We start from the raw sequence: 15,837 nt of genomic DNA, 5'->3' as shown, positions 1-15,837 counted from the left end.
TGGGCTCCCGCCTTCGCGGGAGCACTGGAAATGATCGAATATGAGGTCATCTGATCTATAGAGGCAACAAGTCTTTGAGCCGATCCAGCGTCACTTGATCGCCACGAAGGCCGCGTTGAATCAAACCATCGCGAACACTTAAACTCAGTATCACCTTGGCGTCGACCTTAGTTGCTTTGTCGAACCGCTTTTTAGGCGAACCGGTAGCAATCATATCGGCAGAGATGCCATTTGAACGCAGCAGCTTCAAAATGTGCTGGGCTTCCCTAATCGCAAGGTCGTCTTCTACAGCAATGATGACGTCGATCGGCGACTTGGGAAGCTCATCAATCAACATTCCCAGCCGTTCGACCCCCGCCGCCCAGCCGACGCCGGGCGTGGAGTTGCCGCCCAGATTCTCGATCAGCCCGTCGTAACGACCGCCCGCGAGCACGGTCCCTTGCGCGCCCAACCGGTCGGTGACGAATTCGAACGCGGTGTGGCGATAATAATCGAGCCCGCGCACCAGCCGGCTGTTGCGCGTCCAGGCAACACCCGCCGCGTCCAGCCCGGCGGTAACCGCGTCGAAAAAGGCGCGCGCCTCATCGGTCAGATACGCATCGATATCGGGCGCGCTATCGGCGATCGGGCGATCGGCCGGGTCCTTGCTGTCGAGGATGCGCAGCGGGTTGCGTTCGAGACGCAGCTTGCTGTCCTCCGACAACGAATCCCTGTGCGCCGAAAAATGCGCGACCAGCGCCTCGCGCCACGCCTCGCGCGTTTCGGCATCGCCCAGCGTGTTGAGCTGAAGCGTCACGCCGTCGGCGATGCCCAGTTCGTTCAACAACTGGTCGGCGAGTACCAGCAGTTCGACATCCGCCGCAGGTTCGGCCGCGCCGATAATTTCGGCATCGATCTGGTGAAACTGGCGATAGCGGCCCTTTTGCGGGCGTTCGTAGCGGAAAACGGGGCCGTGCGTCGCCAGCTTCATCGGCGCGTGCTGCTGCCACCCACCAGTAATAAAGGCGCGCGCGATTCCCGCGGTGAATTCGGGACGCAGCGTGATCGAATCGCCGCCCTTGTCCTCGAAACTGTACATTTCCTTCGACACGACATCGCTGGTTTCGCCCATCGAGCGGGCAAACACGCCGGTCGCCTCGAAAATCGGAATCTCGACCCGCTGGAAACAATAAAGCGTTCGGATGCGGTCGAACGCATCGATTACGCGGGCGAAGCGCCGTTGGTCCTCGCCGACAATGTCCTGCGTGCCGCGGATGCGGTTGGGAGTATCGATTTTTGCCATTTGGGGGCGCTGTTTAAGCGAGCCTTTGCGTCAAGGCCAGTGCGAAGCGCATTTTGCGAACGCTTACCATCTTGAACCCGACCCAAGAGACGGGTAGAGGCTCCGGCTTGCACGAGCGGGCGGGTATAGCACAATGGTAGTGCAGCAGCCTTCCAAGCTGAATATACGGGTTCGATTCCCGTTACCCGCTCCATTTCAGCCCCGCAGCCGCAGAAAACCGCCACTTAGAGGCGGCCATGCGAACCAACGCTCACTCCACGGGACACAAAGCCGTTCACCGGTACGCCCGGCTCTGCCCTCCCCTCGCCAGCCGGGCCTGAGCGATGCAGCGACAGACCTATTTGCTGCGCAAGGGCGCTCGCTATCACTTCCGTCGGCGAATCTGCTTAGATGGCGGCCGTCGCCACCCTATAACTGTCCCTCTGGCAACCGCGGAGCCGGTCGAGGCACGACATCTCGTCCGCCGCCTCGCCGTCAAATGGGACGAAGTGACAATGTTGATCGCGCAGAATTTCGAGCGTGGAACGCTCACCATCGACGAACAACGCAGCCTCATGCGCCAGGCGCTCGAGGATGAACTCGCCCATGCAACGCGCCATCTTACGATCCCCGGCGCGCGCGAAGCGGACGACCCCGCCTATCGCAAGATTCTGATCGCGGCCTACACGATCGTGGCCGACGTCCCGCACGATACGGCGGCGCTGACCCGCGAGCAGATAGAACGCCATTTCGACGACAGCTGGTCCGACGCCGAGCGCCAGCTGCTCCTCAAGACGCTGACGCTCTATATCACGCCGACGATCGTCAGCCGGTCTGATGCAAAAGACGCCCTCGCGGCGCTCGAGGCACCGGTCAACGAGGGCACGCTCGCCGAAGCCCGCCGGATGCTGCTCAGCGGTCGGATCGAAGCACAGCGGCGCGCCAGTCTTGCCGATCACCCGCTGTTCGTCGATCGCGACGTGCCGGCGCACTATCTTCTCGACGATGCGCTGGTCGAACAGGCGCGGCGGGTCGAACCGATCCGCCCTAGCCTTGCGCCGGTTCCCACGCCCGTCGCCACCAGCCCCGCCGTCGCCGCGCAGCCGCACGACAGCGGAAATTGTCTGTTCGCGAAGATCAGCACCGTCCGCTTCAGCGAGCAGATCGACGAACTGCTCGAAATGGTCGTCGACCAATTCAACTATGCGCCCGACAATGGCCAGCGCCGTGCCGTGTTCGAGCGGTTCGCATGGATCACCGGCGACAAGCTGCTCCACCACTATGAGCCGGCGGACATCCAGAATTATGTGCGGAAGATGGCTGCCATTCCAGCGACCTATCGGTTCGGCCAACTTGGCAAAACGGGATTGATGGCCAAAACGTTCAACGAGGCAATGTTCGATGTGCCGACCGATGAGACACGGCGAAGCAAGCGGACGATCAACCGCGACCTCAGCATTCTCGACAAGGCCTCGCAAGTCCTCGCCAAGGATGCATGGCTACCGCGCTACGGCACCGGCATGGTGATGAATTTCCTCGCTGAATGGCGCAAAGTTCCGAATGATCCGGCCGATCCCAAGCGCATGCCCTGGACGCCGTCCCACCTGAAGGCGTTGTATTCGCTGGCGGTTTGGCAGGGTGGCGGTGGATCGACCCGCCGTCTCAAGCCCGATTCGCGACCCCGCATCTATCAGGACGCGGCTTACTGGCTCCCGCTTTTCGGCACCTATATGGGCGTATCGCGCGAAGAAGGCGCAGGGTTCGACGTCGTCGATTTCAACTTCGAGTGCGAAGTCCCCTACGTGCTGATCTGCGCTAACCTGACCCGGTCCAAGGACGGGAAAACGAAGGCAGGCCTTAAGCGGCCGTCCCGGCACCGCGTGATGCCAATCCATCCCGAGCTTCTCCGCCTCGGCGTCGAAGATTATGTCAAAGCGATCGCGGCTGAAGGCTACGACATGATTTTCCCGGAGCTTTACGTGGATGCTGCGGTTTCCCGTGAACGGGGAAAAAAGGCACCAGCGAAGGGCGGCCGCAGGTTCTACGCGATTGCCTGGTGTTATCTCATGGACGCGACCCATGGCCTGCGTCCGCTTCCGGCAACGCGTTGTGGGAAGAAGGCCGATTTTCACAGCCAGAGGACGTATAGCAATTCGGTGCTCGCCGACCCGGACGTGAGCGAGAGCATCATCGCAGACCATATGGGACACGCGCGATCGGGCACTGGCAACCGCAACTATCTCCGCCGGGCGCTTACGCTAGGCGAAGTGCAGGAGCTCAAGGAGCGCCTCGAGGTGATGGTCCGACACATGCCGATCGTGACCGCTCACGTCGAACGGACGCCGGTCAAACTCCTCCATATCAACAAGCGTTCGCGCGTGGGATCGGCGCCAGGTCGGAACGCCAAACTGAAATTCTGCCAATAAACGCCTCGGCCGGCTACATTCCGCGGCCGCGCCACGCTTCGAAGGCTGCCTTTTTGGCAGCGTCGTCCCGCTTGTCCTCGTCTGACCGCTCCGGTGAGGCCGATTTTCTCTGCTTTTCGGCCTCCGCCTTTTCCTCCGCTTCGATCTCTGACTCGAGCGCGGCCCTTCGCCGCCGGTCGGCCTCGGCCTGGATCATGGCTTGCCGGCGCATTTCGTAATCCGGAGTGAGTGCCACCAGCTTGGGCGCCGGCTTCTTGGTAGAACTGGCAGACGGACCCGGCTCGCCGGGCCGGTCGCCGATCCGCGGTTCGACCGGCTGGCGGGGACCCGGAATTTCCTGCGGAAGTCGTGCCGGCGCCGATTGCATTTTGCGCTCGGTTGGGTTCGGCTGCGAGGGCGGCAGTGTAGCGGCGCGCTTCGTCTTCTTGCGCTTGTTCAGACCGGCAAGGGCCTCGGCGAGTTTGGCGGTCACCTCAGCCGATGCGGTGCGAGCTTTCGCCGGGTCACCGCCCGATTGGGTATCGGACGCGGTCGTCGGGGCCGGCCGGTTGTTGCCGCGCTGATGCTCGCGGACAGCTGGGAGGGAATCCGGTTGAGAATCGCGACGGGCCACGTTGGCCGGAGCGGAATCCGAGCGATCGGTCAAAGACGCGGACTGCGCGGGTTCGGTGGGCCCGGTTTGCCGGACTTGCAAAGCGGCGTCCGTCGCGAGCGGCGGCGGCGGGGAACCGGGCGCATGCATCGGGACGGTCGGCGCTGCTTTGGCGCTGGTCGGCTCGGGGAGCGGTCGCCCAGACCCCGCCGACGCGGGACTGGCCATGCGGCGAGTCGCAGCAGACGGATTGACCATGCGTTCGATTGCCTGTCGAACCTTGGGATGCTCGCGCAGGCGCATGAACTCAGCGCGACCCGGACGATCAACGCCGGCATATTCCCAGCCATTTTTCTGCCGAACGAAACTCCTGCGGTTGCGGTTAACCCAGCCCGCTACCGCGACCGCTTCCTCCTCCTGCGCTGTGTAGCGCGCCGCGATTGCCTGTTCGATCCTTGGGTCGCTCGCCGGAAGGTCGCGTGCAAAAGTACGATCGGCGATCCGATAGCCATTCTCGCGTTTCTCAATGCGCGGGCACGTCTTATCGAGACGCGCGATGAATTGGTCGACCGCGTCGCCATTGGGTTGAGCCGGCGTCGTCGGCATGGACGCAACGGGCACGACGGTGCGCGCAGGATCGGCCGCGTGCAGTCGTGCAGACTCGACTTCCATCTCGTGATCATCGAGTTCACCATGCAGGAACAGGACCGCCGTGCGCGACGCCATCCGCTTCTGTTCGGCGTCTTTTCGACAGGCATCGACGACGGCCTGGCCCTCGGCCAAGAACGGCGCCATCGCCGAAAGATAGGCGTGCGCATCGTCGCTCAGCACCGTTCGCCTCGTGCGCTCGCGATCGCTCAATTGGCAATCGCCACGCAAATCGGCTTCGAGCCAGGAATCGTTTATTTCCTTCAGTTGCGTCGACCGTGACGCAAGGCGGGCGATCAGTTGGTGGGTGCGTTCGGCCTCGGCATCGCGTTCGTTGGCAATGCGCGCAGCTTCTTCCGCCTGATCGATCCGGCGGGCGAAGTTCTTCGAATCATCGCCCGCGGGCAAGCGGGCTACGCGATTGCGCAGCGGCTTGAATTCTTCGGCGACGCGCGCGTGATCGGAGGCCAGCTTTTTGTCAATCTGCGCCTCGATCGCCTGCCACTGGCGCGCTTCGTTGCGCGTGCCCTTGTCGGTCGCCTCACCAAGGCTTTCCTTCCTGCTCAAACCAGGGTCCAGCTTCTCGCCGGGGAGCACTTCGATGCCCATCGTGGCGTACGTTCTCGGATCGTATCGCCGATCGATCTCCGCGCGCTTCAGCTCCTCATTAGCCAGCCACGCAAACCTGCGGCGAAGCTTCGGTATCCAGTTCCGGTGCGACACCTCACGAACCTTATTCTGTTTGAAAGGCACCTGCCGCTTGCTCTTCCTGCGCGGCTTCGCCGCGAAATCCCATTCGCCCGCCTTCAGGCTCGATACGTCAAAGCCACGTTCGCGCGCCAACGCGATGTCCGCGTCGGTAATGCGCCGGCACGGGCGATCATAATAGATGAGGTGGAAGTGCCAGTTCTTCTGATTGTTGGCGTGGTCCGGTGCATGCATGACTGCGACGAACGGTAGGCCTCGGCGCTCGAAGTCGGCTGCGAAACGCTTGAGCAAGCGAACCCGGCCGGGATGATCTAACTCGTGGGGAAGTTCCCCGATAATCCGGTCCTGAATCCGCCCGCCTCGGCCGTCGTGAAAGGTTGCGAGCAAAGTTCGTTTGAAGGCATTATATCGAGTGTCGGTTTCGTCGTCCTTTTGCTTTCGGATTTTGACCCAGCCCGGCTGGCGCTCAAGCCAGCCGCGCATCGCTTCGCCGGATTCGATTTCGAAGCGATTGGTGCTGGATTTGTCGGTCGATGAGAGCGCGTTTTTGAGCGGTTCAGGACAATCCGGCGCTTCGAACACGCGAGCCCAGAACTCAGGACTACGCTCGCGATGAACGGTCATTTTATCCGGGCTTGGCTTGGCTTCCTCTTGTTCCACGAGAGACCAGAATTCGGCCCGTTTGACCGGGTCCGAATCGATATTGGTGAAGAGTACGCGCGCTCCGTCCGGTTGAACCGCCACTGCCGATTCGCGGGCGACATAAGCGTCGTGGTCGGACGCATTCTGGTGCTTCAGTCCTGCTTTTTCTGGTTCTGCACCTCGTGGATCGCGAAGTCCCGCGCCCGACAGATTTCGCGGACCGGCACGCCCGGTCGAACTGCCCAGAAATGCATCATCCGACACCAGACGTTCAGGTCTCCAGCGTTCTGCCCCCACCATGCCGCCGGGCATCGGGCACATATCGGCGTCGGCTCCGGAACCTCGATGGTCGGATCCGAAAAAATCGGATCCAGGGAATCGAAATTCGATGCGCTCGAGCGCTGCGCGAGTGGCTTCCTGGAATCGTTGGACATCATCATTCTCCTTTTTTGATGGGGTATGAGCGGTGGCGAAATCGACGTACTCCGCCTCGGCGGATCGAGACGGCGCAAGGCCGGTCGCGATACCTTCGCCGATGTTGGGAGCAGCCTGCGCGACGGCCGTATCGCGCTCGATATATTCGCCATGTGCTGCTGCCGAGCCGGGGCGGATCCGCAGGCCATCGGCCTCCTTGGGCTCGAGAACCTTCGAGATCGACACGTGCGAAAAATGAAACGAGGTGCGCCCGTCTGCCGTCGTCGGCCGGATCGGTCGACGCATCGGAAGATGGAACGGTGCGCACCAGCGCTTCTGCGGCTCAACGCTCGCCTGCATCGGCCGCTTCTGCGGCGCCGGACGCCAGAAGCGGATGAAAAGCACGTCCTCCGGCTCCTCGCCCTCCATCAGGCGATCGATCGCCAGCTTGAACCGCTTGGCTCGTTCCGCGACGACCAGCTTTTCCTCACCTTCGAAAATCGAAAGTCTCCACGTTCAGCCGCGACGGATGTCGGGCTAGCGTGGTTTTGGGAGAGAATTTGTCGGTTCGAAAATCACGCCAAAAACGAGATTATTGGTTATAAATTGGCTTTTTTGGTAGTCGAGCGCCTTGGCACACAGGCATTCCACCTAATTGGCATTTTTCGCCTTTGATGCCCTTCCCTGGCACAGCAGATTGGCGTCTCGCCGATCTGCGGTAGTGCGCTTCAAAACTTCTTCTTCACTTCTGTTGCCCCTTCTTTCGCGCGCGCTCTTCCCTATTTTCCTCGCATCACCAAAAAATTAGGCGTTCCCTTCCTATTGGAATATTTGGTGACTGGACGACTCTACAGGAGGAACACGCCATGAATTCCGGAACCGGTGGCACTGGCCCCGTTCGTGGTCGCCCGGACAAATCGCAGGCCGCGAAGCGGCGTTGGCGAGACATGCAGAAGCTCGAGCGAGACGAGTCCGTTTGGGATTGGTTCATGCAAGCTGTCCGGCATGGCGAACTCGATGACCCGGCGGAAATCGAGAAAGAGCTTACCGAGCTGCTCGATGAGATCGCCGAAGCCGCCAATCCGGTACAAGTACCGCGACACGATCAGCCCACCCAGGAGAACGACAAAAAAAGTAACCCGGAAGGTTCCCTCCTTCAAGCGCTTGAAAGAGGGCGCTGGGTGCTGTCGATTCGCCGCGATCTCGACCGACTGAATGACCGCATTCAGCAGCTGCGTCACGCGACGGAAACCGCGGAGGCGGAGGTCCGTTGGCAAATATGCGAGGCGCTTGCACAACGCGAACCTGCGATCGATCGCGAGGTCCTCAGACGCGCGCGGCAGCTTGAAGCTGCGGGCGTCAACCGCGCCTTGGTTTCGAAAATTCGTCAAGACGCAGAGCGGGCCTGGAAAAACCCCGCTTCCTGGTCCGATCTACCACCTCGCATTGGCCGAGTTCGCTTCGAAGAGTGTGAGCCTAATCCGGGCCAGATCGAGGTAATTAAGGAGCCGCTGCCGCCGCTGCGCCATTTGTCATCGTACGGAGTGGACGAAAATCTCATCGAGCAACGATTGCGTAAGCAGTCGGCAGACCGAGCGTTCGCCTACGTTTACGATGGCATTACCTCCTGGATGACCAGATATTATTCGCGACACTCGTCGCGAGATATCAAGACGATCGCGCGCGGCTGGTCTGTCCTTTTGTCGATCGGCACAATCGACTTCAATCAGCTGACCTCGTTCCCGGATCTGGTGCTCCCCAGCCCCCGGAAAGCCGAAAAGATTTTGAAAATTTCGCGCGAGCCGTCGATTGCCACTCCTAGCGCCAGCTCCAACGAAATTTCGTCGCCTTAGCCTGAGGCGGAGACCAGCGCGGCTTGCCGCGGATCATAGACGAGATCGGCCAAGGATCCGTCGCCGATCCGTTCGATAATTTCATCGATAACCGACACCGGCACCAGGAACCATTCGCGGGGCCGCACCGGCTTCCCGAACCGGTCCTTGATCTCGATGTCGCAGCGAACCCGAGCAAGCACCCTGTGGATCAGTTGCTCGAGCTTCAAACGGTTCACACCGTGTAGCGTGTAGGTCGCGACGACATCGACATCGGCGAGCAAATAGGTTGCGTCATCGCGCGCACCAGCAATGCGCGCCTCAATGTCCCCGCCGGTGATGCCGATTTTATGGATCAGATCGCGATTGTCGGCGATCGTCTGGTGGTCCGATCTGCTTCGCAAAACGTATAGCGTCCCGGTGCGAAGATAATCAGGTTCCTCGACCGCGGAAGACGATTGCGATTCGAACAATGGCCCGGCGGTTGGTTCGGAAATTCGCCGTCCGCCTTCATCCTTGTAAAGCGCGCGCTGAAGCGAGCGCAGGAGCAGGTGATTCTCGGTCCCGTTCGAGTAGATCACGCGCAACCGCGCATCCGTTTCGCCGTTGGGCGCTTTGATCGGGTCGCCACGTTCGGCCACATAGGCCATCTGGCCGCCGACGATGAAGAATTCGCCCGGCAAAATCTCCGCCTTCGACATACCCAGATCGCGGACAAAGGGACGCGTCGTACGAGTACCCGCCTCGAGATCGGCCTGGACCTGCTCGAATAGCGGCTTGAAGTCGGCGAAGTTCTCGCAACGCTGAGCGTTGGCGATTTCTTCCGCCGCCTTGCGCTCGCTATGCGACCGCACGTTGCGGAGCTGCGTGATATCGACGTCGGACGTTGCTTCCGCGCCCAGTTCGGCGAGAAGCGCATCGTCGTCGAGCTCGTCCGCAACAGGTCCGGCATCCTTGGGACCACGCTCCAGAAGGCCGTGCGGATCCATATCGGCGAGCAACTCTCGACATTCGGGGAGTGCGCGCAAGCGGTCCAGCCTGACGGCATACAGCCGTTCGAAGATATCCCGGTCCTCACCATGCTGCGGGGGGCGGCCGTGCTCCTCGCGGAACTTCACTATGTCTTCAAAGCCGGCAATGATCCGCTCTTCTCGCGGCGTACGGGCGCGAACCTTTTTGGGCGTAAGGTCGACGCCGAGCTCGGCGAGGATGTCGTCGTCGCTCAGATCAGCCATCAGCAGTAGCCTTCTGCCGGAACCGGGCGAAAGCCGCGACGCCCTCGGCGAGCTGGCGTTCCCACGGATCCTGCGACGTGATTGCGGGCGCACGCCCGCGCTCGCGTTTCCATTCAACGGCACGCACTGCATAGGCGCGTGCCTCGTCCTCGGTCAGTGTCGTTTTACGGGCGGCGATCACCGCTTGCACCTGCCGCAAGGTGTCGGGGTTCATCGCTTTGGCGAGGATCGCGTAAGCGGCGTCGAACGGATTGATGTTGTCGATCAGATCAATGTCGAGTTCCTTGACGTTCATAAATTTGCGTACGCCGTCGACGAATGCCGTGTTCGCCTTCAATTCGCCGATGGCATCGGCGGTCGCCGTCTTGGCGACCTCCTTTGTCACCTGTTGCGTGATGTTGAGTGCAGCGATCGCGTGCTGCCGGATCGCCTCGTGATCCGTATCGTCTAGGTCGGGATAGCGATCGCGGACAATCTTGCCCATGCGCACCTGGGTCAGCTCTTCCGGCACGACCTCGGGGTCGAACATACCGCGTTCCATCGCCTGCTTATCCTGAATGAAGCTGGTGATGACCTCGTTCAAATCTTCCTGGCAGATGCGGCGCGCCTCTGGCGTGCTCGGCTCGACCAGATCCTTGAGCTCGATAAGGAATTGGCCCCGCTCCTCGTTGAAGCCGACATTCTGCTTGCCTTCTTCGTAACCACCCGGCCCATAATCGTAGCCGTACTTGGGGCCGACGTCCTTCGGCGTGAATTCGAATTTCGGCGTCAGCACCTGCTCCATGAGCAGGCTCGCGGCGATCGCTTTCAGCGTATCGTTGACGGCGTCCGCGACGACGTCATCGGCGGCGGCCGGCTCGGCGATCAGATTGGTGAAGCGGGCCACGGTTTTGCCCGGCGCATCGCGGGTGGCACGGCCGATGATCTGGATGATCTCTGTCAGGCTGGAGCGATAACCGACGGTCAGCGCATGCTCGCACCAGATCCAGTCAAATCCTTCCTTCGCCATGCCAAGTGCAATGATGACGTCGACATGGTCGCGATCGGTTCGCGCCTCCGGGCTGCGCAGCGCCGTAATGACGCGGTCACGCCGGGCGCCATCGTCGTCGACCAGGTCGGCGACCTTGATCGTCCGCCGATCCTGCGTCTCGATCAGATGGAAACCGGTCGTCGGATCGGTGCCCTTCCAGGTGCCGAGATGATCCATGATCTCCTCGACCTCGCGGTGCTTGTCCTTGGTGCTTTCGCGGCTGTTGACGCTAGGGATATGAACGATCGTCTTCACCGCCGGGTCGAGCAGGTCGTTGATCTTGTCGACATAGCGACCGGTGTAGAAGCTGTAGGCGATGTCGAGCGTCTTCAGGTACTGATAACCGTTGAGCTGCTCGTAATAGGTGTAGGTGACGGTGGTGAACTTTGCCTCGTCCTCCGGCGTGAGGACCGCAACGGCATCGCCGCGAAAATAACTGCCCGTCATCGCGACGACGTGCGCCTTATCGCGCGTGATCAGCTGGCCGAGCTGCGCACCCAGCCGATTGTCCGGGTTGGCCGAGACGTGGTGGAACTCGTCGATCGCGACCAGACGATCATCGAACGCCTCGATTCCCAGCTCGTCGACCGCGAAACGGAAGGTGGCGTGGGTGCAGACCAGCACATGGTCGGCGCCCGCCAGGAATTCGCCGACTGCCTTCACCTTGGACTTGGCGACCTTCGCGTCGTCCACGCCGGGCGCGTTGCACAAGTTCCAGTGCGGTTTCACCGTCCAGTCGGCCCAGAAGCCGTATTTGCTGAGCGGCTCATCGGCGAAACTGCCGCCGATCGAGCGCTCCGGCACGACGATGATCGCCTGCTTAATGCCCTGATTGTGGAGCTTGTCGAGCGCGATAAACATCAGCGCGCGGGACTTGCCCGATGCCGGGGGCGATTTGATCAGCAGATATTGCTCGCCGCGATGGCCATAGGCACGCGCCTGCATCGGCCGCATGCCGAGTTCATTGGCGCTGGCCGAAGCACCCGTGTGGGCGGTGACAAGGCGGACGGCGGGGATCGGACGGTTCTCGGTCATTCGCTCTTCCATGTTTCAGCCGCAGCCAGCGCCATGTTCCACGCATTTTCGATGTGATTATCGGAAGCGAGAAAGAACTCTCGACCGAGGGACGATCCGTGTTGATCCAGGAGGTTCTTCATTACCTTCTCGCCTGCAAGAGCATGGCTGGATGACGGGAATGGTGATCTGTCTTTGGCGCTGGAGCGCAACACCGACCATCGAAACGCTCCGGCCGGCAAGGCGCAGTTGTGGCTATAGCAGCGGGTATCAGGGCTGCGCGAGAAACCGACCTTCACGATCCGATTGCCTTCGGCGGAATGCCCTAGGAAGTGGTCAGCATTGCCCTCCAACGCCAGAATATAAAGGTGCTTCGGACCCTCGGACTCCCTAGTCATAAATGCAGCCTGCGAAACCGGTCCAGCTTTGCTGGGCCGCAAAATCTCACGTGCCGGGCCAGACACATGGAAGTCGACAGACGCGCCGCCAAATACGGTGACCTCCGTCAGATCAAGATCCAGCAGACCTCGCGCTTCGGAAACGGTCAGGCGGCGTCCTCGTGCGCCAATCAGCGTGGCGCTACTAGGCGAGTAGGTCTCCGGCGCGAATTCCTGCACGCGAGGCCGGGTTTCGGCGCTCACACGCCAAGCCCGAACAGCCTTCAGGGCGTAATTCCATTTGTCTCGCCGCCCCTCATCGCGCTGTTCATCCGCCCATCGATTGGCGGGCACAAAATCGCGCTTGTGCCCGCGGATATGCGATTGCTGCTGCACACCGAGGATACGTCCCCGCTCGAGTGGATTTTCCGCGCCACCCGCGCCGTATATGACGACAAGGGCACCCGGGCGGCTGTTGTCGAGGAAGTCCCGCCGCATCCACTCCTGCGTGAAGCCGAGCAGCCCCCAGCTTTCCGGGGCGAAACCGTAGTAGCTGGTGAGCCATACGTCTGGCTGATCCTGGTCGATCACATCGACGGGATCCGGCCATTCCGCTGGATGCGCCGCCTCGAACGCGGCAACGCTACCATAGATCTCGACAACCCGCGATGGTGCAATCTGGCCGTAAAGCCGACCGCCCGCATCCCAGTCATGCGCCTCGAACATCCGTTCAAGGCCGCCATAGTCGCGTGCTGCGATCGAATTGATGGCCTGCTTGTCCCAACCCGGCGCTCGATCCTGGGCAGTCATCGTGCGGCCTTGCCCTTCTTCGCGCCCTTGCCCCTGGGCACGGCGTTGGCGGTCATTTTGGTGTAGAGGTCGAACAGGTTTTCAAGCCGTTCGGTATCGTTGCGGAAACGGCGGCCGATGTAGATGCGCTCCAGCACCTCGTCATTTTCCTCATGCGCGCGGCGCAGGTCGTCGGGCATCGCTTCGGGATCGTAGAGATCGGCGATGGTCGCGGGAAAATGCGCCTCGCGCGCGAGCAGGATATTCTCGGCAGTGCGGGTGAGGTCGGCCTTATCCTGCTCGGTGAGTTTGGGGGCGGGAAAGGTGTGATAAGATATTGAAGCAGAGTAACGCAGACCCGACCCCAAGCCGCCGGACACCGTTTTTGCCCAGACCTCATGAAGCTTGCTACACAAGATCGCCATCAACCAAGGCTCTGCCCCATAGATGACGAACGCGAGATCCGTCACGATTTCCGATGAACTGACAAACGTCGGGGTGATGTGAGTTCTGTTAGGTGGCGTATTTTTTGGAACGGCTATCGCCATCGTGGCCCGATGGCATCGCTGCGCAAACTTATGCGGTATTCTGGCGTAAGCCTGCGTGGTCAACGCCTTTGAAGCGCTGCGGAAAGCTGCAACGCGTTCGATCCGCGCCCGCACCTCGGGAATAGAATTCGCGACCGACAGTTGATCGTCGTCGATCCACAGGCACCATCGGTTCGACCCCTGAACGAGCTCTCTGGTCCCGAGCAGCCGGCGGACTAATGGTCGCGCACGCCCGTCTGCGGACACTAACTCTTCTTTCTCTGCATCATCTAAAATTAATTGTCCGTCGTCACGCGCCATGTTCCCTGAAATCATTTTGGGTAAGTCGACGGCGAGGGGCATGTTGGACGACGTCACGTAGGTTTCGGCACCGGGTAAGAGGTAAGGCGATATACTTTCGACGACCCGCTTTTCCTCGTCGCTAAATATGGTTCGTTTGCTACTATTCCCTGAGTTGACACCGACGATAACACAATGAACCCCGGCGTTATGTAGCGCACTATTTGCCCAAGGAAACGACGTATGGGCGAAGGCGATTGACTTGCCAGCGGCATATAGCCTCGACCATAGGATCGACACCTGGTCGCCTTGGGCAATGGAATTGGTTGAGACGAAGGCAAAATCAGATGGAACCGCAATACTGAATTTATTGGCCTTTAAATACCACCCAATGACATAGTCAGCATCCTTGTACTCATTGCCGCCACCAAATATTCCGCGAAGGTCTTCTTTCTGTTGGGCGCTCTGTTTCCGCGCTCCCTTGAAAGGTGGATTTCCGCAAATATACGTCTCCACCGCCGCGCCTTCACCTGTCCCATTCTCCTCCAGCACCATCCGCCCGGTCGGCCCGGCAAGGTCCTGCTCCTCGACCACTTGCGCCACCACCGGCGGGCACACTTGCAACCAATCCAGCCGCAACGCATTGCCCACCGTAATCTGCCCTGTCTTGTGCAGCGGCAGCACCATCGCGCGCGCCTCCTGCTGGCTGAGATATAGGCAATCCGCCTGAAATTCGGCGATCAGCAGTGCGAGGCGGGCGATCTCGGCGGCGAAACCCTTGATCTCGATGCCGTAGAAATTGCTGAGGGGAATGACGCTGCGGCGCTCGGCTAGCTTCAGGTTCGCTTCGCCGCCCAATCGCTCGACGATCTGCGCCTCGATCGCGCGCATCTCCTTATAGGCGATGACGAGGAAATTGCCCGATCCGCAGGCCGGATCGAAGACGCGGATATTGCCCAGCCGCTTGCGCAGGTTGCGCAGCTTTTGCTTGCTGTCGCCCGCCGCCTCCAGCTGCTCGCGCAAATCATCGAGGAAGAGCGGGTTCAGCACCTTCAGGATGTTGGGCACGCTGGTATAGTGCATCCCCAGCTCACCGCGCTCATCGTCCTCGGCCACCGCCTGGATCATCGATCCGAAGATGTCCGGATTGATCTCCCGCCAGTCGAGCTCGCCCGCGCGCAGCAAATAGGCGCGCGCGGTGCGGCTGAAGCGCGGGGCATCGAACGCGCCAGTGAACAAACCACCGTTCACATAAGGAAAGACATCGGCATAGGGCCGGATGTTCGCCGCCTGGCGATAACGGGGATCGAGGTTGCCCTCATGCGTGACGGGCGTGTCCATCGCGCGGAACAGCTCGGTCAGCACCTCGTGCGTGTTGCCCCATTGCCCCTCGCCGCTGCCATGGCCGGCGTGGCTCATCTGGGTGATGGTGGCGGTGAACTGGTTCTCGCGGAAGATGCCGGTATCCTCGGCGAAGAAGCAGAAGATCAGCCGCGCCATGAACTGGTTTAGCTCGCGGCGCTTGTCCTCGGTCGCCCAGCCCGGATTGTCCTTCAACAGCTCGACATAGAGCTTGTTGAGCCGCCCCGTCGCTTTGACGTCGATGGGGTTGTTCTTGATCTCCTTGACCGTGGAGATGCCCGCGAGCGGCAGGAACATCGCGAAATTCTGCGGAAGTTCGGCATAGTCGCAGGCGATAACATCACCGCCGACCAGATCCTCGGCCTCGACCGTTTCGCCATCGGTGGCGAGGAGGAATTTAGCCTTGGCGCTGGCGGTCTTGGGGCTGGCGCGAAGGGCGGCGAGGGTTTCGCCGACCTCACCGGCGGGCGCGACGGCGATGTGGATGTTGTTGCGCTGGAGAACGCCGCCGTCGACGTCGGACTGATTTGTCGATCCGCTACGCAGCCGCTTTATCGTGGTGGCTTTATTTCCGAAGGCGGCGAGAAACTGGAAGGGAAATTCAGCGGCGTCAAACGGCTGCAGCACCAGATCGGATACGGCTTCTTCAATTTCTACAGCATTCATCGGCAACGGTTTTC

9 protein-coding genes and 1 tRNA gene are annotated in these 15,837 nt (G+C 60.9%); 3 read left to right on the top strand and 7 right to left on the bottom strand.

Annotation, left to right across the window (positions count from 1 at the left end; genetic code table 11):
* Window positions 1-55: 55 nt before the first annotated feature.
* Window positions 56-1,282, bottom strand: coding sequence for a histidine--tRNA ligase (gene hisS, locus KY084_RS10990; RefSeq protein WP_219238504.1), 1,227 nt, complete (start codon window positions 1,280-1,282; stop codon window positions 56-58).
* A gap of 119 nt (window positions 1,283-1,401) precedes the next feature.
* On the opposite strand from hisS, the gene KY084_RS10985 reads away from it, so the two are divergent.
* A tRNA-Gly gene (locus tag KY084_RS10985) sits at window positions 1,402-1,475 on the top strand.
* Window positions 1,476-1,668: 193 nt separating this feature from the next.
* Here KY084_RS10985 and KY084_RS10980 read toward each other — a convergent pair.
* Window positions 1,669-2,457: a hypothetical protein gene (locus KY084_RS10980; protein WP_219238503.1), complete on the bottom strand. Its 789-nt coding sequence runs from the start codon at window positions 2,455-2,457 to the stop codon at window positions 1,669-1,671.
* Between KY084_RS10980 and KY084_RS10975 the strand changes: the two genes are divergently transcribed.
* Window positions 2,443-3,687 (top strand): site-specific integrase, encoded by a 1,245-nt coding sequence (locus KY084_RS10975; RefSeq protein WP_219238502.1) that lies wholly within the window; start codon window positions 2,443-2,445, stop codon window positions 3,685-3,687. The genes KY084_RS10980 and KY084_RS10975 overlap by 15 nt on opposite strands.
* Window positions 3,688-3,700: 13 nt before the next feature.
* On the opposite strand, the gene KY084_RS10970 is transcribed toward KY084_RS10975, so the two are convergent.
* Window positions 3,701-7,120, bottom strand: coding sequence for a MobA/MobL family protein (locus KY084_RS10970; protein WP_219238501.1), 3,420 nt, complete (start codon window positions 7,118-7,120; stop codon window positions 3,701-3,703).
* Between the two features lie 437 nt (window positions 7,121-7,557).
* Here KY084_RS10970 and KY084_RS10965 point away from each other — a divergent pair, with 437 nt between their 5' ends.
* Window positions 7,558-8,544 (top strand): hypothetical protein, encoded by a 987-nt coding sequence (locus KY084_RS10965; RefSeq protein WP_219238500.1) that lies wholly within the window; start codon window positions 7,558-7,560, stop codon window positions 8,542-8,544.
* Here KY084_RS10965 and KY084_RS10960 read toward each other — a convergent pair.
* The 4 genes from KY084_RS10960 to KY084_RS10945 are packed head-to-tail and all read right to left on the bottom strand — an operon-like array spanning window position 8,541 to window position 15,823.
* Window positions 8,541-9,758: a GIY-YIG nuclease family protein gene (locus tag KY084_RS10960; RefSeq protein ID WP_219238499.1), complete on the bottom strand. Its 1,218-nt coding sequence runs from the start codon at window positions 9,756-9,758 to the stop codon at window positions 8,541-8,543. The two genes, KY084_RS10965 and KY084_RS10960, sit on opposite strands and share 4 nt — an antisense overlap.
* Window positions 9,751-11,823: a DEAD/DEAH box helicase gene (locus KY084_RS10955; RefSeq protein WP_219238498.1), complete on the bottom strand. Its 2,073-nt coding sequence runs from the start codon at window positions 11,821-11,823 to the stop codon at window positions 9,751-9,753. Before KY084_RS10955 ends, KY084_RS10960 begins: the two co-directional genes overlap by 8 nt.
* Complete coding sequence (locus KY084_RS10950; RefSeq protein WP_219238497.1) at window positions 11,820-12,989, bottom strand: hypothetical protein; 1,170 nt, start codon at window positions 12,987-12,989, stop codon at window positions 11,820-11,822. Before KY084_RS10950 ends, KY084_RS10955 begins: the two co-directional genes overlap by 4 nt.
* A complete protein-coding gene (locus KY084_RS10945) occupies window positions 12,986-15,823 on the bottom strand; it encodes a class I SAM-dependent DNA methyltransferase (RefSeq protein WP_219238496.1) in 2,838 nt (945 codons plus the stop codon). The genes KY084_RS10950 and KY084_RS10945 overlap by 4 nt, the downstream gene beginning before the upstream one ends.
* Window positions 15,824-15,837 lie beyond the last annotated feature (14 nt).

This window comes from Stakelama flava, from assembly GCF_019351405.1.
Classification (GTDB): domain Bacteria; phylum Pseudomonadota; class Alphaproteobacteria; order Sphingomonadales; family Sphingomonadaceae; genus Sphingomonas; species Sphingomonas flava_A.
This window is presented reverse-complemented; position numbering and strand designations above follow the sequence as displayed.